The following is a 25,005-nucleotide window of genomic DNA, read 5'->3' on the forward strand; positions in this document are numbered from 1 at the left end:
GAGCTCGGCGGGCGCGGGCCCGGCACCCTTTCCGGTGCCGGGCCCGCGCCGTTCACACGCCGTGTGCGGGCCGGGCCCGCATATGCCGCTCGCACACGCTCCCCACGTGTCCACCAGGCGAGTTGACTTTCCGTGCGCAGACAAGGGATGTGCCGACTACGGAAAGGAGCGGACCTGTGACCGCCGACCCCGAGCATCCCGTGGCACCGAGGGAACTCGCAGAGTTACGCCGGTCCCTCGAAGTGGGGTTCACCCGCATCGAGGGAGGGCTGGCGCTGCTCACTCAGCGCGACGACCAGACGGCGAAGGATCTCGACGATCTGAGCACACGGATCGTCGCGCTGGAACACACCCGCTGGCCACTGCCCGCCGTCGCCGTCGTCGCGGCCGTGGGCGCACTGGCCGTGGCGGTCTGGCAGGCTCTGGGCCACTAGGACCTGTCCGGCCCCAGGGTGCTGCGAGGGGGGACCGATCAGGGCAACACGTCCTGCCCGAGCCTGAGATGGTGCAGGAGGAGCAGTGCGGCAGCCATGTTGGCGGCCGGGACCTCACCGCGGGCGACCATGTCGGGAACGAGCTTCAGGGGAACCCATTCCCGACGGTCGGACTCGAAGTCGTCCACGGGGTGTCCGATGTACGCACCCTCGTCGGCCCAGTAGATGTGATGCCGGGCGTCGGTGAGCCCGTTGGAGGGCTCGACACTCATCAGATGCCGCAGGGGTCCCGGCCGCCACCCGGTCTCCTCCTCCAGTTCCCGGGCCGCAGCCGCGGCGATGCCCTCGCCGTCCTCCACGACGCCCGCCGCGAGCTCCCATCCCCAGCTGTCGGTGATGAAGCGGTGCCGCCACAGAAGCAGTACCTCGTTGGCCTCGTTCACCACCGTGGCCACGGCGACGGGCCGCAGCCGTATCAGGAAGTGATCGAGGTGCCGCCCGTCCGGCAGCTCCACATCTGCGAGATTGACACTGAACCAGCGGTTTTCATACACAGTTTGTTCGTTCTGTTTCGTCCACTGCACGGTTCTGCCACCTTCCGCCGAGTAGATGGCAATATCGCAGCAGCAACGTCCTGACAGCAGGCTCGCAGCGGTCGGGGCACAGTGCAGTGGCGGTGAACACGATGGGCCCAAGCGGTGGGCGGCGTTCCGGTGGGGGTCGTGAAGCGGCTTTCCGGGGTGCTTCCTACAGCGGTACGCGCAGTGCGCCGTCGATCAGTTCCGCGGCCTCGGTCGTGCCCGCACAGCCGCTGCGCACCAGGTGCTCGCGTACCGCGCGAAGTCTGTCGCGCAGCCGCTGGGACTCCATCCCCCGTGCCTGCTCCGCCATTTGGACGGCGGTCGCCACGGCTTTGTCGGCGTTGCCCTGGCGCAGCTCGATCTGGCTGAGCATGGCCAGCCGGTGCACGCGCCCCCGGTCGTGCGCCGGAGTGTCGACGGCGGCCGCGGCGTGCTCCGCGGCGGCCACCAGGTCGCCGAGGCTGAGCAACGCCTCCGCCACCTGTACGTTGACCAGTCCCGGCTGGACATAGCCGGTCTCGTCGGGCTCGTAACCGCGCCGGATACGCTCGGCGGCCTGCTCCGCACGCCGTATGCAGGACAGCGCGCTGCTGCCGTCGCCGAGGTGTGCGTACGCCTTGGCCTGCATCGCGTACAGGTCGGAGGCGAGCGCCGGGGTGATGTGGCGCCCCGCGGCGCGCAGCGCGGCCTCGGCGAAGGCGACCGACTGCCGGTACTCGCGCATGAACAGCGCCTGGTTGACGAGCAGCGCTATGACGTACGCGCCAAGTCCCCTGTCCCCACTGGCCTTCGCCAGGCGCAGGGCCTGGTGGAAGTACCGCTGGGCGAGTCCGTGCGCGTCGGAGTCGTAGGCACAGATGCCCGCGATGGCCACCAACCCGCCGGTCGCGCGGTGGAGTTGGCGGCCGGTCGCGTCGGTGTAGCTGCCGCGCAGCAGCGGCGCGGTCTCGGAGTTGAGGAAGCCGACGATCCTGGTGCGGGTCGCGATGCCCCCGGCCTTGCGGTACATCTGCTCGTAGTGCGCCCGGGCCGCGCGCAGCATCTCGATGTCGGCCATGCTGACGTGGTGGCGGCCGCCGCGTGAGACGTCCACGTCCTCGGGCGGGTTCTCCCACTCCCACACGGGCATCACCGCGGGCGTTCCGGTGACGGCCGGGGCGCCGAGGATGTGCGGGCGCTGCTGTTCGTCGGAGCGCCATAGAGCGGTGGCGCGTTCGACGAAGCCGGAGAGCGAGCCGGCGTGCGGGGTGGACGGTTCGCCGGGGACCCCGAGGCCGATGTCGTCGAGCGTGACGGGCCGGTGCAGTCGTCCCGCGAGCACTTCGCAGATCAGGTCGGGCACCTGGCCGCGCGGTCGCTGGCCCTTCAACCACCGTGCCACGGCGGTGTGTTCGTAACGGAGCGCGAGACCGCGCGCCCGCCCCGCCTGGTTCACATGGGCGGCGAGTCCCGCGTGCGAGATACCGGCCTCGTCGAGGATCGCGTCGAGCAGAGTGTTGGGCTGCATGGAAGGCCCCCGAGTGGCTCGTTGCCGACGTCGTCGATCGTGCCCGACCGTGCCCGATCGTGCCCGACACAGTAGTGCGTCCCCTTTCACACGGGGTGTGAAGCGAATGCCCGTATCCGCGCTGTACGCGCGCTGTCGCAGAGAGTGTCGTACCGGTTGACTGAAATGCCTCGCAAGAGGCCGGTCGGGCCGCCGGCTCCCCCTCGTACAGTGCGGCGGCCCGCCCCGGCGCCGTCCGCCCAGCTGCCTGCCCGACACTCCGTGGCGGGGCGGACGGCCGACACCGGGGCGACCGCGGGACTCCAGTCGTCCGGGCGCGGGTCCCGTGGCCGGTCGCCCGCGGAATGCGGAACCGCAGGCCGCCGCTCTAGCGGGGAAGGGGGTGGGACACGCGCCCCTGCTGCAGGGCGACCGGTCGGCGGTCGTTGTGCAGCACCAGAAGGGCCACGTCGTCGGCGGGTCGGCCGCCGGCGTGGTGCAGCAGGCCGGCGAAGACCGCGCGGAGCACGGCCTGCGGTACGACGGGCCGCTCGCGGACGGCCTCCGCGAGCGCCGGAAGCAGCGGAAAGAACCGTCCCTGGGCGTCCCGCGCGTCCTCGACACCGTCCGTGTGCAGGAAGAGCCCCTCGCCGGGCCGGAGTTGGCCGCAGGGCTCGGCCGAGAGCCCGGCCGGAAGCGGGAACAGCCCGAGCGGGGGCAGCGGTTCGGCACGGACGAGCGGCCGGACGAGGCCCCTGCCGAGCAGATACGGCCAGGGATGGCCGCAGTTGAGGGCGTACACCTCGCCGTCCGAGCGGATCTCCAGCAGCAGGACGGTGACGAACTCCTCTGCGGTCGGGCTGTCCGGGTCGAGCCCGGCCGTGGAGTGTTCGGCCCGGTCCCGCTCGCGCAGATGCCGGGCCATCGCCCGCTCCAGTCGTCCGAGCACGCCGCCGAGTTCGGGTTCGTCGTGCGCGGCCTCGCGGAAGCTGCCGAGGACGGCGGCGACGGTCCCGATGGCGCCGAGTCCGTGCCCGCGGACATCGCCCATCACGACCCGCACGCCGTGTTCGGTGGCGATCGCCTCGTACAGATCGCCGCCGATGCTCGCGCCGCGGTCCGCGGAGAGCTGGACCGCCGCGATGTTCAGCCCGTCGATGCGCGGCGGCAGCGGGCGCAGCAGGACGTTCTGCGCGGCACCCGCCACCTTGCGGATCTGCCGGAGCTCGCGCAGCAGCGCCCTTCTGACGTGGAGTATCAGACCGGCGCCGACCGCGAAGAAGACGGCGCTGGTGACGATGCGGGCACCGAGCCCGTTCTGCTGCGCGAGCGGACAGGCCATCTTGTACGAGATCGCCAGCGCGCCCCAGACCGCGGGCAGCCCGAGGTTCAGTGCCCGGCGCAGCGGCGGCCGGTCGGCGGTGCGGCGCAGCGTGTGGCCGAGGTCGGCGCGTATGCCGTGGGCGCGGTCCCCCCGGGTGATTCCGGTGCGGGGTCTGGCGCCGCGCACCGCCCGGGTGAATCCCTCCCTCAGCCGGTTGCCCCGGCGCCGGGGCCCGAGAACCACCCGGGCCGGGTCCCGCGAATGCGTCCGGAGCGTCGCCCTGCGGGGAGCCCCAGCCTTGATACGGATCATGCCGATTGGCCCCCCAATAGGCCCTGACAGCGCGGACGGCCTCGGAGAGACCGGTCCGATTCTGTCGAGCGCCCACCCCGACCGGGCCGGATCGCCCGGACATGTCACCCGAATGAGTGAGGTGTCTTCGGAAGCGCGCATTTATGCAGGCAGGAGCCGCGCGAAGCCTCGAAAGGGGAGCGGGGAACCGTGCGCCCGGCCGCGAACGATCCGCGGCCACCGAACGGCGCACAGTTCCCCGGTACTACCGGTGGAGCCCTTGAGGACCTGTCCTAGGCTCCGCGCAACACCGCTCCCGTGCGCTCGGCGGCCAGCGCCACCGCCGCGTCGCGAGCCGCGGAGGCCTCGTCGACGGTCAGCGTGCGGTCGGCGGCACGGAACCGCAGCGCGTAGGCGAGGGACTTCTTGTCCTCGCCGAGCTGCTCGCTCTCGTACTCGTCGAACAGCCGGATGGACTCCAGGAGTTCACCCGCGCCCTCGCGCAGCGCCGACTCGACGTCCGCGTGCGGGACGGTCTTGTCGACGACCAGGGCGACATCCTGCGTGGCGACCGGGAAGGTCGAGATCTTCGGGCCCTTGGGGTGGCCCGAGCTCGCCCGCTCCAGCACGTCCAGGTTCAGCTCCATCGCGCAGGTGCGCGCGGGCAGGCCCAGCGTCTTGACGACACCGGGGTGCAGCTCGCCCGCGTGCCCGATGACCTGCTCCGCACCGTCCACGACGACCGCGAGCTCGGCGCAGCGGCCCGGGTGCCACGGCCCGTACTGGCCGGAGCGGACGAGGAGTTCGGTCCCCGACTCGCGGGCCAGGGTGCGCGCGGCCTCGATCGCGTCGGCCCAGTCGGCCGGACGGCCCTTGCCCCACCAGCCGGCCTGCTCGCGGGCGCCCGCGAGGACGACGGCGGCGTGCCGGGGCTGGACGGGCAGCGCGGCGGTCAGGGAGGCGATCTGCTCGTCGGTGGGACGGCGGTCGACGGGCAGCCGCCCGGCGACGCGCAGTTCCTCCTGCGGGTGGAAGACCAGGCCCGTCTCGAAGAGCGCCAGGTCGTGGCCGCCGCGTCCGTCGTTGCGGCGCAGTGCCTGGAGCAGGCCCGGCAGCAGCGTCGTACGGAGCGCGGGCTCCTCGTCGGAGAGCGGGTTGACCAGCTTGACGACCTTGCGCTTCGGGTCGTCGTCGGCCAGGCCGAACTGGTCGAAGACGTGCTCGCCGATGAACGGGTAGTTCAGCGCCTCCACGTATCCGGCGCCGGCCAGCGCGCGGCCGATCCGGCGGTGCATCCGCTGCCGGGGGGTGAGGCCGAGGCCCGCCGGGGGCTTGGGCAGCGTGGAGGGCAGGTTCTCGTAGCCCTCAAGGCGGATGACCTCTTCCGCGAGGTCGTTCGGGTCCGTCAGGTCGGGCCGCCAGGACGGCATGGTGACGATCAGCTCGTCCTGGCCGTAGACGTCGCAGCCGACCTCCTGGAGCCGGCGGACGACGGTCTCGCGGCCGTAGTCGACACCGGCCACCTTGTCCGGGTGGTTCGCCGGGATGGTGATGGTGTGCGGCGCGGACGGTGCGATCACCTCGGTGACCCCGGCGTCGGCGGTGCCGCCCGCGAGGAGCACGAGCAGGTCGACGGTCCGCTGGGCCGCGGCGGACGCGGCCTGCGGGTCGACGCCGCGCTCGAAGCGCTTGGACGCCTCGGAGGCCAGCTTGTGGCGGCGGGCCGTGCGCGCGATCGAGATCGCGTCGAAGTGCGCGGCCTCGATGACGACCTCGGTCGTGGTGCCCTCGGTGTCGTCGATCTCGGTGTGGGCGCCGCCCATGACGCCCGCGAGGCCGATGGGGCCGCGGTCGTCGGTGATCACCAGGTCTCCGGCGTCCAGCGTGCGCTTGACGCCGTCGAGGGTGGTGATCTTCTCGCCCTGCTCGGCCCGGCGCACACCGATCGTGCCCTGGACCCGGCTGCGGTCGTAGGCGTGCAGCGGCTGGCCGAGCTCCAGCATCACGTAGTTGGTGATGTCGACGGCGAGCGAGATCGGGCGCATGCCGGCCTTCTGCAGACGGCGCCGCAGCCAGATCGGGGAGTGGGCGTCGGGGTCGAGCCCGGTCACCGTGCGCGCGGTGAAGCGGTCGCAGCCCATCGGGTCGGAGACCTGCACCGGGTAGCCGAAGGCGTTCGGGGCCGGTACGTCGAGCAGCGCGGGGTCGCGCAGCGGCAGGCCGTACGCGATGGCGGCCTCGCGGGCCACGCCGCGCAGCGACAGGGCGTAGCCGCGGTCGGGCGTGACGGCGATGTCGAGGACCTCGTCGACGAGCTGGAGCAGCTCGATCGCGTCGGTGCCGACCTCGACCTCGGGCGGCAGCACGATGATGCCGCTGCTGCCGTCGTCGCCCATGCCGAGCTCGTCGCCGGAGCAGATCATGCCGTGCGAGGTCTTGCCGTACGTCTTGCGTGCGGCGATCGCGAAGTTGCCGGGCAGCACGGCGCCGGGCAGGACCACGACGACCTTGTCGCCGACGGCGAAGTTGCGGGCACCGCAGACGATCTCCTGGGGCTCACCGGTGCCGTTGGCCGTACCGACGTCGACGGTGCAGAAGCGGATGGGCTTCTTGAACTCCGTCAGTTCCTCGATGGTGAGCACCTGGCCGACGACCAGGGGGCCCTTGAGGTCGGCGCCGAGCGGCTCGACGGTCTCGACCTCGAGGCCTGCCGAAATGAGCTTGGCCTGGACGTCGCGCCCGGTCTCCGTCGCCGGCAGGTCGACGTACTCCCGCAGCCAAGAAAGCGGGACCCGCATCAGATCTCCATCCCGAACGGCCGGGTGAACCGGACGTCACCCTCGACCATGTCTCGCATGTCTTCTACGTTGTGACGGAACATCAGCATCCGTTCGATGCCGAACCCGAAGGCGAATCCGCTGTACTTCTCCGGGTCGACGCCACAGGCGACCAGCACCCGCGGGTTGACCATGCCGCAGCCGCCGAGCTCGATCCAGCCCTCGGAGGAGCAGGTCCGGCAGGGGCGGTCGGGGTTGCCGACGGACTCGCCCTTGCAGACGTAGCAGAGCATGTCCATCTCGGCGGACGGCTCGGTGAAGGGGAAGTAGTTCGGGCGCAGCCGGGTCTTCATGTCCGAGCCGAAGAGCGACTGGACCATGTGGTCCATGGTGCCCTTGAGGTCGGCCATGGTCAGGCCCTCGTCGACGGCCAGCAGCTCGATCTGGTGGAAGACCGGGGTGTGCGTGGCGTCGAGTTCGTCCGTGCGGTAGACGCGGCCGGGGCACACGACGTAGACGGGCGGCTCACGGTCGAGCAGGGCGCGGGCCTGCACCGGCGAGGTGTGGGTGCGCAGCACGACACCGGACTCGCCGTCGCTGTCTGCACCCTTGGGGCCCTGGACGAAGAAGGTGTCCTGCATCTGCCGGGCCGGGTGGTCCGGGCCGAAGTTCAGGGCGTCGAAGTTGAACCACTCCGCCTCGACCTCGGGCCCTTCGGCGACCTCGTACCCCATGGAGACGAAGACGTCCGCGACGCGCTCCATCATGGTGGTCAGCGGGTGCCGGGCGCCGGCCGGTACGCGGTCGTAGGGCAGTGTGACGTCCACCGCCTCCTCGACCAGTACGCGGGCGTCACGGTCGGCCTCCAGCTCGGTCTGGCGGGCGGCGAGGGCCTTGTTCACTGCGCCGCGGGCCTGGCCGACGAGCTTGCCGGCCGCGGCCTTGGCCTGCGGGGGCAGTGCGCCGATCTCGCGGTTGGCGAGGGCCAGCGGCGAGGTGCCGCCGGTGTGGGCGACCTTGGCCTCCTGGAGCGCGTCGAGGTCACCGGCGGCCGCGAAGGCGGCGAGCGCCTCGTCCCGCATGCGCTCGATCTCTTCCGGTTTCAAGGCCTCGACCTCTACAGGGTCGTACGACTTATTAGGTGCCGACATCTCTTCCCGTGCTTCCGGTTGGCTGGCTGAGGGTCCCCGTCATCGACTCGGAGACGCATCGTCCGCAGATGAGTGGACGCAAAGGTGCCAAAGGCCGAGTCTAACGGGGGTGGGGGCCTGCCCAGGACTGGGCGTCCTCGCGGTGCTCCCGTGCGGATGAGCCCGTGGGGGCCGCTGCGGCGTTACAGGAGATACGCCGGGGTGCCCACGGGCAACGTAAATCGGAACTCCGCTCCCCCGCCGGGGGCGCGGCCGACCGTGATGGTGCCGCCGTGGGCTTCGACGATGCCCTTGACGATGTAGAGCCCGAGGCCGGTGCCGCCGCGCTTGCTGCCCCGCCAGAAGCGGGTGAAGACGCGGTTCATGGACTCCTCCGGGATTCCGGTGCCCTCGTCGCTCACGGTGACCGACGTGACGGCGCTCGCCGTGCCCTCGTCGTCCCGCTCACGCGGGGAGGCCGAGGGTGCCACGTCAATGGTGACGGTTCCCTCGCCGTGCCGCACCGCATTTTCGATCAGGTTGCTGAGCACCTGGTCGATCTTGTCGGGGTCGGCCCAGAGGGCGGGCAGGGGCTGTTCGATGCGCAGCAGGAAACGGTCGGCGGGCTGGCCCGAGGCGACGTACGCCTGGATGTGCCGGCCGACGGCGGCGCCTATGTCGACGGGCTGGCGGCGCACCTCGAGCCGCCCGGAGTCGATGCGGGAGATGTCGAGGAGCTCGGCGATGAGCCGGGTGACGCGGTTCGCGTCGGCGTCGACGGTCTCCAGCATCAGCTTCTTCTGGTCGTCGGTGAAGCGTTCCCACTTGGCGAGCAGGGTCGCCGTGAAGCCCTTGACGGAGGTGAGCGGCGAGCGCAGTTCGTGGGCGACCGTGGCGATCAGCTCGGCGTGGCTGCGCTCGGTGCGGCGGCGTGCCTCGGTGTCGCGCAGCGAGACGACGACGCGGCGGATCGGTCCGGTGGGCCGGGTCCGCACATAGCGCGCGGAGACGAGGACCTCACGGCCGCCGGGGAGCAGCAGGTTGCGCTCGGGCTGGCTGTTGCGGATGGCGAGACCGCCGTACGGGTCGGTCAGCTGCCACCACCGGCGGCCCTCCAGGTCCTCCAGCGGGAGCGCCGATTCGAGCCGGCGGCCGAGGGCCTCGGCCGCGGGGACCGCCGTGATCCGGGCGGCGGCGGCGTTGAAGCAGATCACCCGGCCGTGTTCGTCGGCGACGACGATTCCGTCGGGCAGGTCGTCGGGGTCTATGCCCAGCCCGGCTCCGGGGCCGGCTCCGGCGGTGTCGTCATCGTGCCGGGACGCGGAGGTGCCGCGCACGTCTCGTGCTCGCAGCGCGCCGTGCGCACCACCCGTGCCGACACTCATCCCCGTACCCCACCTCTCGTCCGGCGCAGAGGGCCCCCGAGCCCGTCACCCTACTAGCTGTCGGTGACGGAACGGCACCCTGTGGAGGCGCGCTGTGCACGGGCTGACGCGTAGAGACATACGGCCGCTGCCGTGGCCAGGTTCAGGCTCTCGGCCTTTCCGTGGATCGGAACGCGCACGACGGCATCGGCCAGCGCGCGGGTCTCCTCCGGAAGCCCCCAGGCCTCGTTGCCGAACACCCAGGCGGTGGGTCCGCCCATGGTGCCCTTGTCGAGTTCGTCGTCGAGATCGTCCTCGCCCGCGCCGTCGGCGGCGAGGATGCGGACACCGGCGTTCTTGAGTCCCGCGACGGCCTGCTCGACGGGCACGCCGACGGCCACGGGCAGATGGAACAGGGACCCGACCGAGGCCCGTACGGCCTTGGGGTTGTAGAGGTCGACGGACGCGTCGGTGAGGACGACGGCCTCGGCGCCGGCGGCGTCCGCGCAGCGCAGCACGGTCCCGGCGTTCCCGGGGTCGCGGACGTGCGCGAGCACGGCGACGAGCTTGGGGCCGGCCTTGAGGATCTCCTCGAAGGGGGTGTCGAGGAAGCGGCAGATCCCGACGAGGCCCTGCGGGGTGACGGTGGTGGAGATGTCGGCGATGACCTGCTCTTCGGCGAGGTGCACGCGGGCGCCGGCGTTCCGGGCGTCGCCGACGATGTCGGCGTACCGCTCCGCGGCCTCGACGGTGGCGAACAGTTCCACGAGGGTGGCGGTGCCGTCGGCGCGGTGCGCCGCGGCCTCCCGGACGGACTGCGGCCCCTCGGCGAGAAACAGCCGATCCTTGCCCCGGAAGTTCCGCCTGGCGAGCCGCCGGGCGGCCAGGACACGCGGCGAGCGCGGGGAGATCAGCTCGGGGGCGGCGGGGGGCATGTTCTGGTTCACCTTCGGTATCTGGGGACGACTGCAACCCCGTAGGGGCGCGGGCCTGTGTCGATCTGCGGCTCCGCCGCGATGGGGGTCCCCCCTGTTCGAGCGGAGCCGAGAACTCGGGGGAGCGATCAGCCCCCGACGGCCGGCACCCGAACGGACAACCTCAGCGGGCGTCAGCAGCAAAGGACCCGCAGGCTGAAACCTGCGGGTCCTTCAGTCACGTCGGCTAAGCCAGCGCAGCGTCACGCGGCCTTCGGCGCGTTGACGTCCGACGGCAGCGCCTTCTTCGCGACCTCGACGAGCGAGGTGAACGCGTTGGCGTCGTTGACGGCCAGCTCCGCGAGGATCTTGCGGTCCACCTCGATGTTGGCGGCCTTCAGACCCTGGATGAGGCGGTTGTACGTCATGCCGTTCTGGCGGGCCGCAGCGTTGATGCGCTGGATCCACAGCTGGCGGAAGTCGCCCTTGCGCTTCTTGCGGTCGTTGTAGTTGTAGACCAGCGAGTGGGTGACCTGCTCCTTGGCCTTGCGGTACAGGCGCGAACGCTGACCGCGGTAGCCGGAGGCCGCCTCGAGGATTGCCCGGCGCTTCTTGTGGGCGTTGACTGCCCGCTTGACGCGTGCCACTTTTTAACTCCTTGTAGCGGGGCCGTGGTTGGACTCACACGGCCCGAAATCGATGGGGTCCCGGTTCAGACGTGCGGCGCCGAGGCGCCGGTACGTCACTTGCCGAGAAGCTTCTTGATCTTCGCGGCGTCGCCCGGGGCCATCTCGGCGGTGCCGGTGAGACGACGGGTCACGCGGGACGACTTGTGCTCGAGCAGGTGGCGCTTGCCGGCGCGCTCACGGAGCACCTTGCCGGAGCCGGTGATCTTGAAGCGCTTGCTGGCACCGCTGTGCGACTTGTTCTTCGGCATAGCGCCGTTCTCTCCTCGTCAGTGGCGTTCCGGTGCCCGGTCGCTGGACCGGGCACGGTGGAACGTCATATGTATAGATTGACATCCCGGGGCGGCAGCCCTGGGATCAGGCCTCGGCTGATGCCTCGGCCGGGGCCTCGACGGACTCGACCTCGGTGGACTCGCCCTCGGTGACCTCGTCTTCGGCGATCTCACCGTCGGCGATGTCATCATCGGCGGCGTTCTGCGAGCGACCGGGGTTGGCCTTCGCTTCCGCCTTGCGAGCCGCCTGAGCCTCACGGGCTTCGGCCATCGCCTCGGTCTTCTTCTTGTGCGGACCGAGAACCATGATCATGTTTCGGCCGTCCTGCTTCGGGTTCGACTCGATGAACCCGAGGTCCTCGACGTCCGTCGCGAGACGCTGCAGCAGTCGGTAGCCGAGCTCCGGCCTGGACTGCTCGCGACCACGGAACATGATCGTGATCTTGACCTTGTCGCCCTGCTTGAGGAACCGGACGACGTGACCCTTTTTGGTGTCGTAGTCGTGCGGGTCGATCTTCGGCCGGAGCTTCATTTCCTTGATGACCGTGTGCGCCTGGTTCTTGCGCGCCTCACGGGCCTTCATGGCCGACTCGTACTTGAACTTCCCGTAGTCCATGAGCTTGCAGACGGGCGGGCGAGCGCTCGCCGCCACCTCGACCAGGTCGAGGTCGTACTCCTGAGCAAGCTCAAGGGCCTTGGCAAGCGGAACAATCCCGACCTGCTCGCCGCTGGGACCGACAAGTCGCACTTCGGGAACGCGAATCCGGTCGTTGATGCGGGGCTCGGTGCTGATGGATCCTCCTCGGTAGCACCACACGGCGGTCTGGCGGACAGCCGCGTATGTCTCTGATGACAATGGGACCAACCGCCGTGGCACATGAAAAATGCCCCGGACGGGACACAGGCGGGGCTCCATGAATAACCGGAGCACCGCCGCGGTCAACCGCGGGGCGCACATTCGGGCGACTCCACCGTCCGTACGGAACGGTGGGGGCCGCCTGACCGGGTGACCCGCCGTCCCGGAGGACAGTCGGGTGGGAGATCGGAGCCTCCACTTGTGGGCCGAGCACATACGTGTCCGGCCGGTCGTTACACAAGGTTAGCAGTTCCGCCGGGTACGCGCTAACCGGCGGCCTCCTCGCCGCCGCCCACCCGGCGGAGGACTCCCGCGGACGGGGGCGCGCGCGCCGGGGCCTATCGTGGGAGGCATGAGTGACACCCCTCCCCAGAACCCCGACTACGACACCATGACCCGCGACATCGCCGAGGTCCCCGCGGTCGAGGTCATCGTGACGGTCGCCGTCAACCTGATGAGCGCCGCCGCCGTGAAGCTCGGTCTCACCGAGGAGGGCGACGAGCACAAGGACCTGGACGAGGCGCGCAAGCTGGTCACCGCGCTCGCCGGGCTGCTCGACGCGAGCGCGACCGAGATCAGCTCCTTCCACGCGGCGCCGCTGCGCGACGGCCTGAAGTCGCTCCAGCTGGCCTTCCGCGAGGCGTCGCTCGTCCCGGACGAGCCGGGCCAGGGCCCGGGCGAGAAGTACACAGGCCCCGTCTACGGCTGACCCGTGTCCGTACGTCGTACGGACACGTACCTCCCGGGTATCTACCCGCGTACGTACAGGGGCTCGCCCGGTGGCGTCGCCTCGGCCGGCAGCAGTGCCAGGTCGAGGCCGCGCACCAGGCGGGCCCTCAGTGTTTCGTCGGCCGCGAGGCGCTCGGCCACCGCGTGAGCGGTCTCGGCGGGGGCGGCCGACGGGTCGAGCACGAGGGCGAGGGTGCCGTCGGCCCGGCCGGGGCCGAGATGGGCGCGGACGACCTGGGGCTCGGCGGCGACCGCGGCCCGTACCGCCTCGATCACGGCGGGATCGGCGAGCGGGTCGGCGGTCGTACGCCCCTCGGCGAGCGCCAGCAGAGCGGAGCCCGTCAGCTCGTAGGACACGGGCCCGGCCAGGTCCAGCACGATCGTGTCGGCCTTCTCGTGCGCCGCGGCCTCCAGGACCTGCCGCAGGCGTACGGCTACGGGGCGGGCCTCGGGGTCCCAGCGGGCCAGTGATTCGGTGGACGTGAAGGCGGGCAGGGCCGTGCGGTTCCCCGCCTTGAGCGTGGGCACCGCCATGTCGCTGGTCTTCTCGCGGCGCAGCCCGTTCGCGTCCTCCTCGACCTCGCCGAGGATGGCCACGACGGGCACCAGCAACCGGGCACCCTCCAGTGCCTCCAGGACCGGCGGCACGGCGGTGCGGTCCGCGGACCAGGCGGCGAGCGCCGCGTGCAGCCGGGGATCGGCGGAGCCGTCGTCATCGGAGAAGCCGGAGTCGGGAATGTTCTTGTTCGCCACGGTCCCCGACCCTATCGGGGGGATGCTGCTGCGCTTGTGCGGCCCCTGAAACCCGGCGTTGACGGGATTCATCAGTTTCTCAGTCTTCCCTGACACACCTCTAACACGCGTCTAACCGCGGACACAGCCCGGCCGTCCAGCATCGCGGGATGGACCGTCACAGAGCACGCGGGCGTCGCGCCCGGCCCTCCCGACGCAAGCCACTCCTCTACACCGCGGTGGCCTCCGCCGTCCTCGTCGGCGCCACCGCGGCCGGGACCGTGTACATGAAGGCCCAGGCGCACGACGGCCCGGCCGTCGTATCGTCGGCGGCGTCGGCATCGCCCTCTTCGTCGCCGGCCGTGCGCGAGGAGGCATCGGTGGAACCTGTGGCGGAGCCCTCCGTGGACCGGGACGCGCTGCTCGCGAAGGCGATGAAGTCGGTGACGGTGGCGGAGGGCGCGAAGACGTCGGTGGCCGTCCTGGACGTCGACTCGGGTGAGAGCGCCGCCTACGGTGACGCCGCCTTCGACACCGCGAGCATCGTCAAGGTGAACATCCTGGCCGCGCTGCTGCTCCAGGCGCAGGACGCGGACCGGCATCTCACCGCGCAGGAGAAGACGTACGCCACCGCGATGATCGAGAACAGCGACAACGCGTCGGCGACCACGCTGTGGAAGGCGATCGGCCGGGCCGACGGCCTGGGCTCCGCGAACAAGCGCTTCGGCCTGACGGACACGCAGGGCGGCGACGGCGAGCTGTGGGGGCTGACCCAGACCACGGCGAGCGACCAACTGGCCTTGCTGAGCCAGGTGTTCGGGGACGACTCGGAGCTCAGCGAGACCTCCCGGTCCTATCTCCAGGGGCTCATGGGCGAGATCGAGACCGACCAGCAGTGGGGGGTGTCGGCGGCCGCCGACGGCTCGCAATGGGCGCTGAAGAACGGGTGGTTGGCGCGCAGCACGACCGGGCTGTGGGACATCAACAGCATCGGTCGGGTCTCCGTCGACGGCCACGACTACCTGGTGGCCGCGCTGTCGAACGGGAACTCCACGCAGGCGAAGGGGATTTCGCTGGTGGAAGCGGTGTCGAAGGCCGCGCTGACCGCCTTCCAGGACACGGCCGAGGACTGACGGGGTCCGGCCTACCGGGCGGCGCACTCGGGTGCTGCGACAACGCAACGCGATGAGGTGCGGGGCAGGGCAAGCCCCGTTGCCGCCAGGACCAGTGCCGCCAGGACCGGCGTCGCTAGGACCGGCCGAACGGGTGCGGGCCTCTGCGACCGCGCCACAGGACGACCGCCGTTGCCAGCAGGGCCAGGCCGAGGGCACCCGCGAGGGGGCCGGCCCAGTCGGCGGAACTGCCGCCGTCGTCGGGGGTGTCGGGGCCGGTACCGAAGTACTTCTGGCCGTACGCCGCCGACTTGAGGCCCTCCGGCTTGAGCCGGCCGCCCGCCTTGATGGCGGCGGCGGGGTCGATGAAGCCATAGCCACGGGAGTCGTCGCGGCCCCCGGAGGGAACGTCGCGGGCGGTGTCCTCCAGGAGCTGCTTGATCTGGGCCGGGGACAGGCCCGGGTGGGCGGCCTTGATGAGCGCGACCGCGCCGGAGACGAACGCGGACGCCGCGCTGGTGCCCCAGCCCTCGTAGTACCGGTCGTCCGGGTCGGCGATGACGACATCGACGCCCGGGGCGCTGACGGTGGCGTACCAGCGGCGGGTGGAGAAGGAGGCGCGGGTTCCGTAGCGGTCGACGGCGGTCGCCGCGATCACGCCGGGGTACGCGGCCGGGTACGAGATGTGGTCGCCCTTCTCGCCGCCGTTGCCGGCCGAGGCGACGACGACGGCGCCCTTCTTCAGCGCGTACTGGACGGCTTCGTCCTCGGCGGGCTCGGGGTGGGCGGACTTGGAGTCGTCGCCGAGGGAGAGGTTGATGACGTCGGCGCCGTGGTCGGTGGCCCAGCGGATGCCCTCGGCGAGGGCGTTGCCACGGGTGCTACGGGCCTTGGAGCGGGCCGAGTCGCCGTCCTCGAGGATGACGCGGACGGGCAGGACCTTCGCCTCCGGGGCGATACCCATGACGCCGTCGGCGTCGCCCGCCCCGTGGCCGTGCCCGGCGATGATGCCCGCCATGGCGGTGCCGTGCCGGGCCCAGGCCCGGTCACCCCGGCTCGCGCCGAAACCGACCATGTCCTTGCCGGCGAGCACATTGCCCGCGAGGTCCGGATGCCGGGCGTCGACGCCGGTGTCGAGGACGGCGACGGTGATGCCCTTGCCCTTGGTCGTACGCCACGCCTGCTGTGTGTGCATCGCGTCGAGGCCCCACTGCTGGGCGCGTATGCCGTCGGCGTGGGCGACGGTCGAGGGCACCAGGGCGAGGGAGGCGGCAAGGACAGCGCTGACGACGCCGGACCAGCCGGAGATCCGGGGCCGACGGGCCGTCAGGGCCGTGCGGAGGCGCGGCGCACGGTCGGTTGCGGCAGCCGTGCGGAGGCGTCGGGCCGCGCCGGACGGTCCTGACAGCGGGCTCCGCCCGACCGGGGCGCTGTCCCCGGCCCCGGTGGTCTTCGCGGCCCCGAAAGTCTTCGCGGCGGTCGCGTTCTGCCCGGCCCCGGTGGTCCCTCCGGTCGTGCCGGTCTGCTGAGTACGGCTGACGGGGCCGGTCTTGCGGGTCATGACGGCTTCTCCGTGGCCGAGGTGACGGTCTTGCGGAGGCCTCGCTCGACCCGGTCGGCGAGGCCCTGCGCCTCATGGCCGAGGCCCGCCTGGGCCGGGGCCGTGGTCGAGTCCGGCTTCATGGCGTCGGCGGCGGGCTGCGGGGTGGCGACGGCGCGCCCGTCGGCGAACCCGGAGACGGCGTACACGACGACGGGTGCGTCCGTGAGAACCGACTCGGTCCAGGAGGCACGCTGAGCCTTGCCGAAGCCCTCGGCGGCGGTGCCCTTCGCGGCGTAGGAGCGGGGCATCAGGTCGGTGCGCCGGTCCAGGCCCTCCTTGCGGAAGCGGGCCTTGAGGGAGGTCATGCCCGCCGCGTCCGCCTTGGTGAACAGCAGGCCGACGGTGGTGACATGGCTCCGGGTCGCGTCCACGTAGGTGGCGCGCAGCAGCCGCTGGCAGCCGACGGGGGCGAGGGCCTGGCGCAGCAGCGGGTCGAAGGCGTCCTTGCAGCCGGTGTCCGGGGCGACGGCGATCCGCGTCCAGGTGCGGTCGGAGCCGCCGGGACCCGCCCCGTCACCCAGCACGGTCGGCGGGAAGAGCCGGTCCACGGGCACGCTGTGCCAGAGTCCTCCGGCCGCGGTGAAGGCGCCGCGCGAACCGGGTTCGTCCGTGTCGTCCCCGGTGAGCCAACTCCCGGTCACCGCACCGCCGATGAGCCCGAGTCCGAGAACGACACAGGCCGCGGCGGCCACGGTGCGGGGCCGGGCCCGCCCACGGAACGGGCGCACCCGCGCGGTGGCGCCGCCGTAGGTCTCGGGCTCGGCGAACGACACGAAGGGGCGCTCCACGCCCGGAGCTCCCTCGGCGGACGCCGTCGATGGGGGCGGCGTGAACGGAGGTGTGGCCGCGGAGGGTACGGCGGGTACGGGGGGCTGCTCGGCCCGGACGGGCCGCAGCCGCCGCGTCGTCTCCGCGACGCGCTCCTCGGAAACCGGCGCGCGCCCTGCGGCTCCGGGCCGCGCGGGCTCGGAGGGCCGTACGGGGCTCGGGGGCTCGGAGGGGCGCGACGGCTGGGCGAGGTGCGCGGGCTCGGACGGACGCAGGGGTTCGGCGGGGCGCCGAGGCTCGGCGAGACGCGAGGACTCGGGCAGGCGCGGGGGTTCAGAGGCGTGCGCGGGCACGGACGAACACGGGGGCTCGGCGGGGCGCCGAGGCTCGGCGAGACGCGAGGACTCGGGCAGGCGCGGGGGTTCAGAGGCGTGCGCGGGCACAGACGAACACGGGGGCTCGGCGGGGCGCCGAGGCTCGGACCGGCGCAGGTGCTCGGAGGGACGCGACGGCTCGGAGGGGCGCGACGGCTCGGAGGGAGGCGACGGCTCGGAGGGAGGCCGGGGCCCGGACTCGCGCTGGAGCCGGGACTCCCGCGGGGGCTGGGACTCCCGCGGGGGCTGGGACGGGCGCTCCGGCGCGGCGGGGTGGGACAACCGGGCGGGGCGCTGGCCAGGGTGCTGCCCCGCGCCGGGCTGCGACGACCCGGCGGTGTGCGGCGCAAAACCGGGACGCGCCGGCTCGGCGGACGCGGGCGGCGCGTCCGGGAAGCGTGCGGAGGCCGCGGGAGGCGGCGGGGCCGTCGACCCCGGCCGTACCTCGGGACGCAGAGGGGGGAAGCGGCGGGAATCCGGCCGGGACGCGGACGCGGGACCTTGCGCGGCGGCGTTCGACGCGGGGCGCCGCGAGGCCGACGACGGCGAGGCCGGGCGCTCCGAAGGGGACGCCGCGGAGCCGTAACGGCCGGCTTCCGACGGGGGGCGCTGAGCGGCGAACGGCGCGGTGGGACGCTGCCCGCCAAAGGATGAGTCGCCGGCCGAGGCGGACCTCGGCGTACCCGGCGAGGCGGACCACGGGGCGCCGGAGGAGGCCGACCCCGGCCTGCCCGGCGAAGGGGACCCCGGATTGCCGGGGGAGGCGGACCCGTGAGCGCCCGGCGGGGCGGACCTCAGCGGGCCGGCCGAGGCGGAGCTCGGCGTACCCGGCGAGGCGGACCTCGGAGCGTCGGACGCAGCGGACCCCGGACTGCCTGCTGTGGCGGACCCCGGCGCGCTGCCCGGCGAGGCCGGCCTCGGGGTGTCCGCCGTGCCGGAGGCTTCGCCCGCTTCCGTCGAGGTGTCGAAGAAGTCGAAGGAAGGCGGCGGCGAAGGCACCCGCGAGCCCCGCACGGCTCCCGGCGCGGAAGGCGGCGTGAAGGCGGAAGGCGCGGAGCCGGAGGTAGGCGCGGAACCGTCGTCGGAGGATCGGAACCCGCCTCCGTCCACGGACCGTCCGCCCTTCGAACCGGGCCATTCCCGCGTCGGCGGCGGCCCGACGGGCTGGGGCGGCACCGACGGAGCCGGGCCACTGGGCGGGCTCACGGGGCGCGACGGGATCATCGGGGCGCGGTTCGCCGCGGCCCGCCCGGTCGGGGACGAGGGCCCCTGCCGGGGCGGCGAGGGGGGCTCGGCGGACCAGTCCTCCCCCGCTGACAGAGACTGCGCCGACGGAGACTGCCCCGACGACCGAGCCGGTATCGAGGGAGCCGGCCCGTCGGACGGAGTCGTCCGGGCGGCCGGAGCCGCGGGAGCCGGCGAATGGGCCGGAGCCGGTGGAGTCGGTGAGCCCGTCGGAGCCGACGGGTTCGTCGGAGCCGGTGAGGTCGGCGGGGCGTCGGCGGGTGGGGAGCTGGGGCGCGGGGGAATCGAGGCGCGCCGCGCTTCCGTGCTCATGCACCCCCCCCGTTTCCTCGTACCGGGCTGTCGGCAGCCGCGGAACTCGGCGAGCCGTTTCGTATGCGGAAGGAGACCGCCACGGGCACGCATACCCGCACCGGTGGACCGTCACCCCGGGCAGGGCCCGCCGGAGCAAGGTCGTCCTCCCTGCGTCCGCGTCACTCTACGGGTTGACGCGCGTCCGGCGGGAACCAGTCCGAAGCGCCGGGGCATCTGCCCGGAACGTCCCCCTACCCTGCGGTAATCGAGTCTGGCAGTCTTCGGTCATGACTGCCCGTGCCGCCGACAGGGCCCGCTACGACCGGGCCACCGCTCACCTCGACGCCCCCGTCGCGATCGTGGACCTGGAGGCCTTCGACGCGAACGCGGACGACCTCGTCCACCGGGCCGGCGGCAAGCCGATCCGTGTCGCCAGCAAGTCCGTCCGCTGCCGCACCCTCCTGGAACGCGTCCTGGACCGGGACGGCTTCGCGGGGATCATGTCCTTCACCCTCGCCGAGTCGCTGTGGCTGGCCAGGTCCGGTTTCGACGACGTCCTGCTCGCCTATCCGTCGGCCGACCGGAAGGGCTACGCCGAGCTGACCGGCGACCCCAAGCTCGCCGCCGCGGTGACCGTCATGGTCGACGACCCGGCGCAGCTCCGTCTCATCGACGAGGCGCGCCAGGGTGGCACCGAGGTCGTGCGGGTCTGCCTGGAGCTGGACACCTCGCTCAAGCTGTTCGGCGGCCGGGTCCGGGTCGGAGCGCTGCGCTCGCCGCTGTACTCCCCCGCCCAGGTGGCCGAGATGGCCCGGGCCGTCGTACGCACGCCCGGCTTCAAGCTGGTGGGGATCATGGCGTACGAGGGTCACATCGCGGGCGTCGGCGACGCGATCGCGGGACGGCCGCTGCGCTCGCGTGCCGTACGGCTGATGCAGGCCACCGCCCGCAAGGAGCTCGCCCAGCGGCGCGCGGAGGTCGTCCGGGCGGTACGGGCGGTGGAGCCGGACCTCGAATTCGTCAACGGCGGCGGGACCGGCAGTGTCCAGCACACGGCCGCCGAGGACGCGGTCACCGAGATCGCGGCCGGGTCGGGGCTCTATGTGCCGAGGCTCTTCGACAACTACACGTCCTTCAGCGGACGTCCGGCGGCGCTGTTCGCCCAGCCCGTCGTGCGTCGGCCGGGCGTGGGTGTGGTGACCGTGCTGGGCGGCGGATACCCGGCGTCCGGGGCCCCGGGCGCCGACCGGCTGCCCGTCCCGTATCTGCCGGAGGGGCTGGTGTACGACCCCCAGGAGGGTCCGGGCGAGGTCCAGACCCCGCTGCTCGGCTCCCCGGCGGACGATCTGCTCATCGGCGACAAGGTGTGGTTCCGGCACGCGAAGGCCGGTGAGCTGTGTGAGCGGTTCGACACGCTGCACCTCGTCGAGGGCGACTCGGTCACGGCCACCGTGCCGACGTATCGCGGTGAGGGTCAGACCTTCCTCTGATCCGGTGGCGGCGGCCCGCCGATCCGTACCCCTGCGTCGGGGTCGGTCGGCGGTCACCCGGCCCCGGCCGCGCCGTCACCGCTCACTTCGACGGGCCGATGCTGCTGCCCACACCGCCGTCCCCGTCCTGGTCGCCGACCGACCGGATCCCCTCGGTGATCCGGTCCATGTCGGAGAGCGGGGGCCCGTCCGCACCGGCGTCGAAGGCGAACCGGACGATGACCAGGGACTCCGAGCCGACGCTGGACGGGAAGGCCAGCGACTCGACGTAACCCCCCGGCCCCACACCGGTCTTGACCTTCCAGCGCACGAAGTACCCGGCGCGCCCTGCTACGGCGACCGAGCCGGCCTTCACCAGCCGGTGGGACGTGACACCGCGGAAGGGGCGGCTGTCGACGAGGTCGCGGTCGTACGTGCTGTCGGCGGCGTCCTCGATGTCCCCCTCGGCGAGGGCCTTCGGGGACGTCTCGTCGGTGGCCGTGGCCGTGCGCGAGATGACCCGGCCGTGCCGGCACAGACCGGGGTCGCCGGGGCAGTCGTAGGTGCCGGGCGTCGACATCACCATGTCGTGGTCGGCGGTGTACTTCGGTCGTTCCCAGCCGTCGATCAGCGGAAAGGTGATGCCGTTGAGTTCGTCCACGACGACCGACGGGTCGCCGGCCGAGGGCGAGGGGCCGGCCGACGACGCCGACGGGTCGGCGGTCTCCGTGGGCGACGCGACGGCCGGCGTGGTCCGGGTCGCGGCCTCTTCGCCGCTGTCGTCGCGGCGCAGCAGCACGGCACCCGTGACGATCGCGGCGACGAGGACGACGGCGGCGGTCACGAGCGCGACGGCCTTGGCCCGGCCGGATCCGCCGCCGCTGGGCGACTGAGGCTGTATCAGGGGCTGTTGGGTCGCCTCGGGCTGGCGCCTGTGGTCGGTCCACGCGGTCCCGTCCCACCAGCGCTCGACAAGCGGGTACGACGGGTCGCGGTACCAGCCGGGCGGGGGCGTCATGCTCATCCCGGCACTCTAGGACGTGCCGCGAAGATCAGTACACGGTGTCCGCCAGGTCGGGCACGACCGAGCCGTCCCTTCTGCGCACCGGCCCGGTGGCACCGTCCGGTGCCGTGTACGCGCTCGTCGAGCACGGGTAGAGCGCCTGCTTGCGGGGCAGCGGCTCGATGAACATCGGGTTGACGAGCCAGCGGCCGTCGGCGTCGTCGTACGCCCGGCACATGAGTTCGCCCTTGTTGCGGTTGAGGACGAGATGGGCGCCGGTGGCGTCGCCGACGAAGGTGACGTCGGTGTCGGCGTCACCGGCCGCGATCACGGTCCGGTGCCGGGCGTCCTGCCGCTGCCAGGCGGCGGCGCCGCGCACGCCGTAGATCTCCTGGTTGATCCAGCAGCGTTTGCCGTCGATGTACGGGATGGTCTCTCCGCGGCTCGCGGGGGTGCCGCCGCAGCCCTGGTTGCGGGTGGTGATCCGGCCGTGCCGGTCGAGGACGGAACGGATCGCGATGGTGTGCGCCGCGTCGATGCCGATGCCGCGCGACCAGACCTCGGTGACGGGCTCGGAGCCGGCCGAGACGATGTACACGTCGAATCCGGCCCGCCGGAGCGTACGGATGAGATCGCGCTGCCGGTCGTAGTGGCGGACGTACGCCGGGACGGTGTGGGTGCCGAGCGTGCGGGTCGAGCCGATGGGCGCCGCGAGGGCTTCGGCGCGGGCGCGGCGGGCGTACGAGGACAGTTCGGCGGGTGTGTGTCCGGCGAAGAGCTGGGGCACCCAGGCGTACTGCGGGACGGTGCGCCGGTGGTTCCAGTGACCGGCGAACGCGGCGGCGCCGCTCATGGTCCGGCCGGCCTCGCGGATCTCGAGGATCTCGTCGGCGCAGCGGGGGCGGGTGGCGGTCGGCAGGGGCGCGCCCACCGGCACGCGGGTGCCGCAGGCCGCGGTGAGGGCGCGGTCCGCGGCGTCGGTGAGCCACTCGCTGGTGGCCTTCCAGCTCGCCGGGCGCAGGATCCCGTCGTGGCGCAGCGCCCAGGAGACGGTGGCGTCGGTGACGTCGTTCTTGGTGACCGTGTTGTCCCAGTCGAACGCGGCGACCGGGCGCCCGCCGTCCCGGGTGCCTCCGGCGCAGGTGCCGCGGGCGTCGATGACCTCTTGCAGGCGGGCGCGGTTGTCGCCGTACCAACCGGCGGACAGACGGGGGCAGTTCGGGCGCGTGGAGGGGGTCGTGGGCGGCGCGGCCGCCAGGGCGGCGGCCGCGGCCAGGGTCCAGGCGAGAATGGGCCGGTACGGTCGGAATCGTCGGTGTCGCATGACCTGTGGACCGTACCGGCAGCCGGCCTACAGAGGCGTGACGTACGCGCCCGAGATGCCTCCGTCCACCAGGAAGTCGGTGGCGTTCACGAAGGAGGAGTCGTCGCTGGCGAGGAACGCGACGGCCGCCGCGATCTCGTCCGCCTCGGCGAACCGTCCGACCGGGATGTGCACCAGCCGGCGCGCGGCCCGCTCGGGGTCCTTGGCGAACAGCTCCTGGAGGAGCGGGGTGTTGACGGGGCCGGGGCACAGGGCGTTGACCCGGATGCCCTCCCGGGCGAACTGGACGCCCAGTTCCCGGGACATGGCCAGCACACCGCCCTTGGAGGCCGTGTACGAGATCTGCGAGGTGGCCGCGCCCATCCGGGCCACGAAGGACGCCGTGTTGATGATGGAGCCCCTGCCCTGGCGGCGCATGTAGGGGATGGCGGCCTTGCAGCACAGGTAGACAGAGGTGAGGTTGACCTCCTGGACGCGCTTCCAGGCCTCCAGGCCGGTGTCCAGGATGGAGTCGTCGTCGGGCGGCGAGATGCCCGCGTTGTTGAAGGCGATGTCGACGGACCCGTAGGTGTCGTACGCGGTCCTGAAGAGCGTCTCGACCTGCTCGGGGTCGGTCACGTCGACCTTGACGAAGGTCCCGCCGACTTCCTCGGCCACGGCCTTGCCGTGCTGCTCGTCGATGTCGCCGCAGACGACGTGGGCACCCTCGGAGGCGAGCCGGCGCGCGGTGGCGAGGCCGATGCCGCTGGCGGCGCCGGTGATGACGGCGGTGCGGCCGACCAGGCGGCGGCAGATGGTCTCTGGCGTGTCTGAGGTCACTGTGCGGGGCCCTCCGTGCTGATGAAGACGTTCTTGGTCTCGGTGAAGGCGGTGAGGGCGTCCGGGCCGAGTTCGCGGCCGATCCCCGACTGCTTGAAGCCGCCGAAGGGGGTCCAGTAGCGGACGCTGGAGTGGGAGTTGACGGACAGGTTGCCGGCCCGGACGGCCTGGGAGACGCGCAGGGCGCGGCCGACGTCGCGGGTCCAGATGGAGCCGGACAGGCCGTAGTCGGTGGCGTTGGCGAGCCGGATCGCGTCGGCCTCGTCCTCGAAGGGCAGCAGGACGGCGACGGGTCCGAAGACCTCCTCGACGGCCACGCGCGCGTCGGATGCGACGCCGGTGAGGACGGTGGGCGCGAACCAGAAGCCGGGGCCCTCGGGCGCCTTGCCCCGGATACCGGGCGCGTCGGCGTCGACGTAGGACCGTACGCGCTCCAGTTGAGTCCTGGAGATCAGCGGGCCCATCTGGGTCCGCTCGTCGGAGGGATCGCCCACGACGACGGATTCGACGGCCGGGGCGAGGAGTTCGAGGAAGCGGTCGTGGACGGAGCGCTGGACGAGGATGCGGGTGCGGGCGCAGCAGTCCTGGCCGGAGTTGTCGAGGAAGGCCATCGGAGCCGCTGCGGCGGCGGCCTCGACATCCGCGTCGGCGAAGACGATGTTGGGGCTCTTGCCGCCGAGTTCGAGGGTGACGCGCTTGAGGAGGGCGGAGCCCTTGGCCAGCACCTGTTTGCCCACGGCCGTCGACCCGGTGAAGACGATCTTCGCGACGCCGGGGTGTTCGACGAGCGCGTCGCCCGCGACGGGGCCGGTGCCCGGCAGCACCTGGAAGAGGTGTTCCGGCAGGCCCGCCTCCAGGGCGAGTTCGGCCAGCCTCAGTGCGGTCAGCGGGGTCGTCTCGGCGGGTTTGAGGATGACGGCGTTGCCCGCGGCGAGGGCCGGTGCGGTGCCCCACGCCGCGATGGGCAGGGGGAAGTTCCAGGGCGCGATGACCCCGACGACGCCGAGCGGTTCGAGGAGGGTGATGTCGAGGCCGCCCGCGACGGGGATCTGGCGGCCGGTCAGCCGCTCCACTCCCCCGGCCGCGTAGTCGAGCAGGTCGCGGACGTTGCCCGCCTCCCAGCGGGCGTTGCCGAGGGTGTGGCCTGCCTCGCGGACCTCCAGACGGGCCAGTTCCTCGATGTGGTCGTCGACGACGGCCGCGAAGCGGCGCAGCAGCCGGGCACGGTCGGCCGGCGCGAGGGCGGCCCAGCGGATCTGGGCCTTCGCGGCCCGTACTACGGCGTCCCCGACGTCCTGGGCGGTGGCGGCCGGAACGGTGGCGACGAGCTCCTCGGTGGCGGGGTTCAGTACCTGGAGTTCGTGGTCGTACGGGGGCGACGTGTACGGGTGCGAGGTGTACGGGTGCGACAAGGGGGT

Annotated in this window: 21 protein-coding genes; 4 read left to right on the forward strand and 17 right to left on the reverse strand. The window is 72.4% G+C overall.

Annotated elements, in window-relative coordinates; translation table 11 throughout:
- The first annotated feature begins 176 nt into the window (after positions 1-176).
- Entirely contained in the window at positions 177-434 is a 258-nt protein-coding gene (locus ABZX90_RS18525; RefSeq protein WP_351127149.1) for a hypothetical protein, read from the forward strand.
- Between the two features lie 38 nt (positions 435-472).
- Here the strand turns inward: ABZX90_RS18525 and ABZX90_RS18530 are convergent, their stop codons facing one another.
- From ABZX90_RS18530 to infC, 10 genes are all read right to left on the reverse strand, one after another.
- Positions 473-1,018, reverse strand: a complete 546-nt coding sequence (locus ABZX90_RS18530) for an NUDIX domain-containing protein (RefSeq protein ID WP_355206071.1) — start codon at positions 1,016-1,018, stop codon at positions 473-475.
- 163 nt (positions 1,019-1,181) lie between these two features.
- Positions 1,182-2,522 (reverse strand): transcriptional regulator, encoded by a 1,341-nt coding sequence (locus tag ABZX90_RS18535; RefSeq protein WP_351127153.1) that lies wholly within the window; start codon positions 2,520-2,522, stop codon positions 1,182-1,184.
- Positions 2,523-2,889: 367 nt separating this feature from the next.
- On the reverse strand, positions 2,890-3,843 hold the full coding sequence (locus ABZX90_RS18540) for a PP2C family protein-serine/threonine phosphatase (RefSeq protein WP_355206273.1): 954 nt from the start codon (positions 3,841-3,843) through the stop codon (positions 2,890-2,892).
- A 566-nt stretch (positions 3,844-4,409) separates the two neighbouring features.
- Positions 4,410-6,914, reverse strand: coding sequence for a phenylalanine--tRNA ligase subunit beta (gene pheT / locus ABZX90_RS18545; RefSeq protein ID WP_355206075.1), 2,505 nt, complete (start codon positions 6,912-6,914; stop codon positions 4,410-4,412).
- On the reverse strand, positions 6,914-8,044 hold the full coding sequence (gene pheS, locus ABZX90_RS18550) for a phenylalanine--tRNA ligase subunit alpha (protein WP_351127157.1): 1,131 nt from the start codon (positions 8,042-8,044) through the stop codon (positions 6,914-6,916). The genes pheT and pheS overlap by 1 nt, the downstream gene beginning before the upstream one ends.
- 182 nt (positions 8,045-8,226) lie before the next feature.
- Entirely contained in the window at positions 8,227-9,408 is a 1,182-nt protein-coding gene (locus tag ABZX90_RS18555; protein WP_351127159.1) for an ATP-binding protein, read from the reverse strand.
- Positions 9,409-9,461: 53 nt separating this feature from the next.
- Positions 9,462-10,322, reverse strand: coding sequence for an RNA methyltransferase (locus ABZX90_RS18560; protein ID WP_355206079.1), 861 nt, complete (start codon positions 10,320-10,322; stop codon positions 9,462-9,464).
- A gap of 242 nt (positions 10,323-10,564) precedes the next feature.
- Positions 10,565-10,948: a 50S ribosomal protein L20 gene (gene rplT, locus ABZX90_RS18565; RefSeq protein WP_328454349.1), complete on the reverse strand. Its 384-nt coding sequence runs from the start codon at positions 10,946-10,948 to the stop codon at positions 10,565-10,567.
- A gap of 95 nt (positions 10,949-11,043) precedes the next feature.
- Complete coding sequence (gene rpmI, locus ABZX90_RS18570; protein WP_006374321.1) at positions 11,044-11,238, reverse strand: 50S ribosomal protein L35; 195 nt, start codon at positions 11,236-11,238, stop codon at positions 11,044-11,046.
- Positions 11,239-11,344: 106 nt separating this feature from the next.
- Positions 11,345-12,076: a translation initiation factor IF-3 gene (gene infC, locus ABZX90_RS18575; RefSeq protein ID WP_351127370.1), complete on the reverse strand. Its 732-nt coding sequence runs from the start codon at positions 12,074-12,076 to the stop codon at positions 11,345-11,347.
- A gap of 391 nt (positions 12,077-12,467) precedes the next feature.
- Between infC and ABZX90_RS18580 the strand changes: the two genes are divergently transcribed.
- A complete protein-coding gene (locus tag ABZX90_RS18580) occupies positions 12,468-12,824 on the forward strand; it encodes a DUF1844 domain-containing protein (protein WP_151468384.1) in 357 nt (118 codons plus the stop codon).
- A 41-nt stretch (positions 12,825-12,865) separates the two neighbouring features.
- On the opposite strand, the gene ABZX90_RS18585 is transcribed toward ABZX90_RS18580, so the two are convergent.
- Positions 12,866-13,597, reverse strand: coding sequence for an SseB family protein (locus ABZX90_RS18585; protein WP_351127164.1), 732 nt, complete (start codon positions 13,595-13,597; stop codon positions 12,866-12,868).
- Positions 13,598-13,746: 149 nt separating this feature from the next.
- Here ABZX90_RS18585 and ABZX90_RS18590 point away from each other — a divergent pair, with 149 nt between their 5' ends.
- Positions 13,747-14,709, forward strand: a complete 963-nt coding sequence (locus tag ABZX90_RS18590; protein ID WP_355206083.1) for a serine hydrolase — start codon at positions 13,747-13,749, stop codon at positions 14,707-14,709.
- Positions 14,710-14,824: 115 nt separating this feature from the next.
- On the opposite strand, the gene mycP is transcribed toward ABZX90_RS18590, so the two are convergent.
- The gene (mycP, locus tag ABZX90_RS18595; protein ID WP_355206086.1) at positions 14,825-16,249 is read right to left on the reverse strand and encodes a type VII secretion-associated serine protease mycosin; all 1,425 of its coding nucleotides are present in this window, start codon (positions 16,247-16,249) and stop codon (positions 14,825-14,827) included.
- The gene (locus ABZX90_RS18600) at positions 16,246-17,079 is read right to left on the reverse strand and encodes a hypothetical protein (protein WP_351127170.1); all 834 of its coding nucleotides are present in this window, start codon (positions 17,077-17,079) and stop codon (positions 16,246-16,248) included. Before ABZX90_RS18600 ends, mycP begins: the two co-directional genes overlap by 4 nt.
- Positions 17,080-19,259: 2,180 nt before the next feature.
- On the opposite strand from ABZX90_RS18600, the gene ABZX90_RS18605 reads away from it, so the two are divergent.
- Positions 19,260-20,462, forward strand: coding sequence for an amino acid deaminase/aldolase (locus ABZX90_RS18605; protein ID WP_355206090.1), 1,203 nt, complete (start codon positions 19,260-19,262; stop codon positions 20,460-20,462).
- Positions 20,463-20,544: 82 nt separating this feature from the next.
- On the opposite strand, the gene ABZX90_RS18610 is transcribed toward ABZX90_RS18605, so the two are convergent.
- Genes ABZX90_RS18610 through ABZX90_RS18625 form a run of 4 tightly spaced genes read right to left on the reverse strand, consistent with a single transcriptional unit; the run spans position 20,545 to position 24,999 of the window.
- Positions 20,545-21,465 carry a DUF2510 domain-containing protein gene (locus ABZX90_RS18610; protein WP_355206093.1) on the reverse strand — a complete coding sequence of 307 codons (921 nt, stop codon included), beginning with the start codon at positions 21,463-21,465 and terminating at the stop codon, positions 20,545-20,547.
- 28 nt (positions 21,466-21,493) lie between these two features.
- Entirely contained in the window at positions 21,494-22,768 is a 1,275-nt protein-coding gene (locus tag ABZX90_RS18615) for a haloacid dehalogenase-like hydrolase (RefSeq protein WP_355206096.1), read from the reverse strand.
- A gap of 27 nt (positions 22,769-22,795) precedes the next feature.
- Complete coding sequence (locus ABZX90_RS18620; protein WP_261702884.1) at positions 22,796-23,587, reverse strand: 3-oxoacyl-ACP reductase; 792 nt, start codon at positions 23,585-23,587, stop codon at positions 22,796-22,798.
- The gene (locus tag ABZX90_RS18625; protein ID WP_351127178.1) at positions 23,584-24,999 is read right to left on the reverse strand and encodes an aldehyde dehydrogenase family protein; all 1,416 of its coding nucleotides are present in this window, start codon (positions 24,997-24,999) and stop codon (positions 23,584-23,586) included. Before ABZX90_RS18625 ends, ABZX90_RS18620 begins: the two co-directional genes overlap by 4 nt.
- Positions 25,000-25,005 lie beyond the last annotated feature (6 nt).

It is taken from the genome of Streptomyces sp. NPDC002935 (assembly GCF_040611295.1).
Classification (GTDB): Bacteria; Actinomycetota; Actinomycetes; order Streptomycetales; family Streptomycetaceae; genus Streptomyces.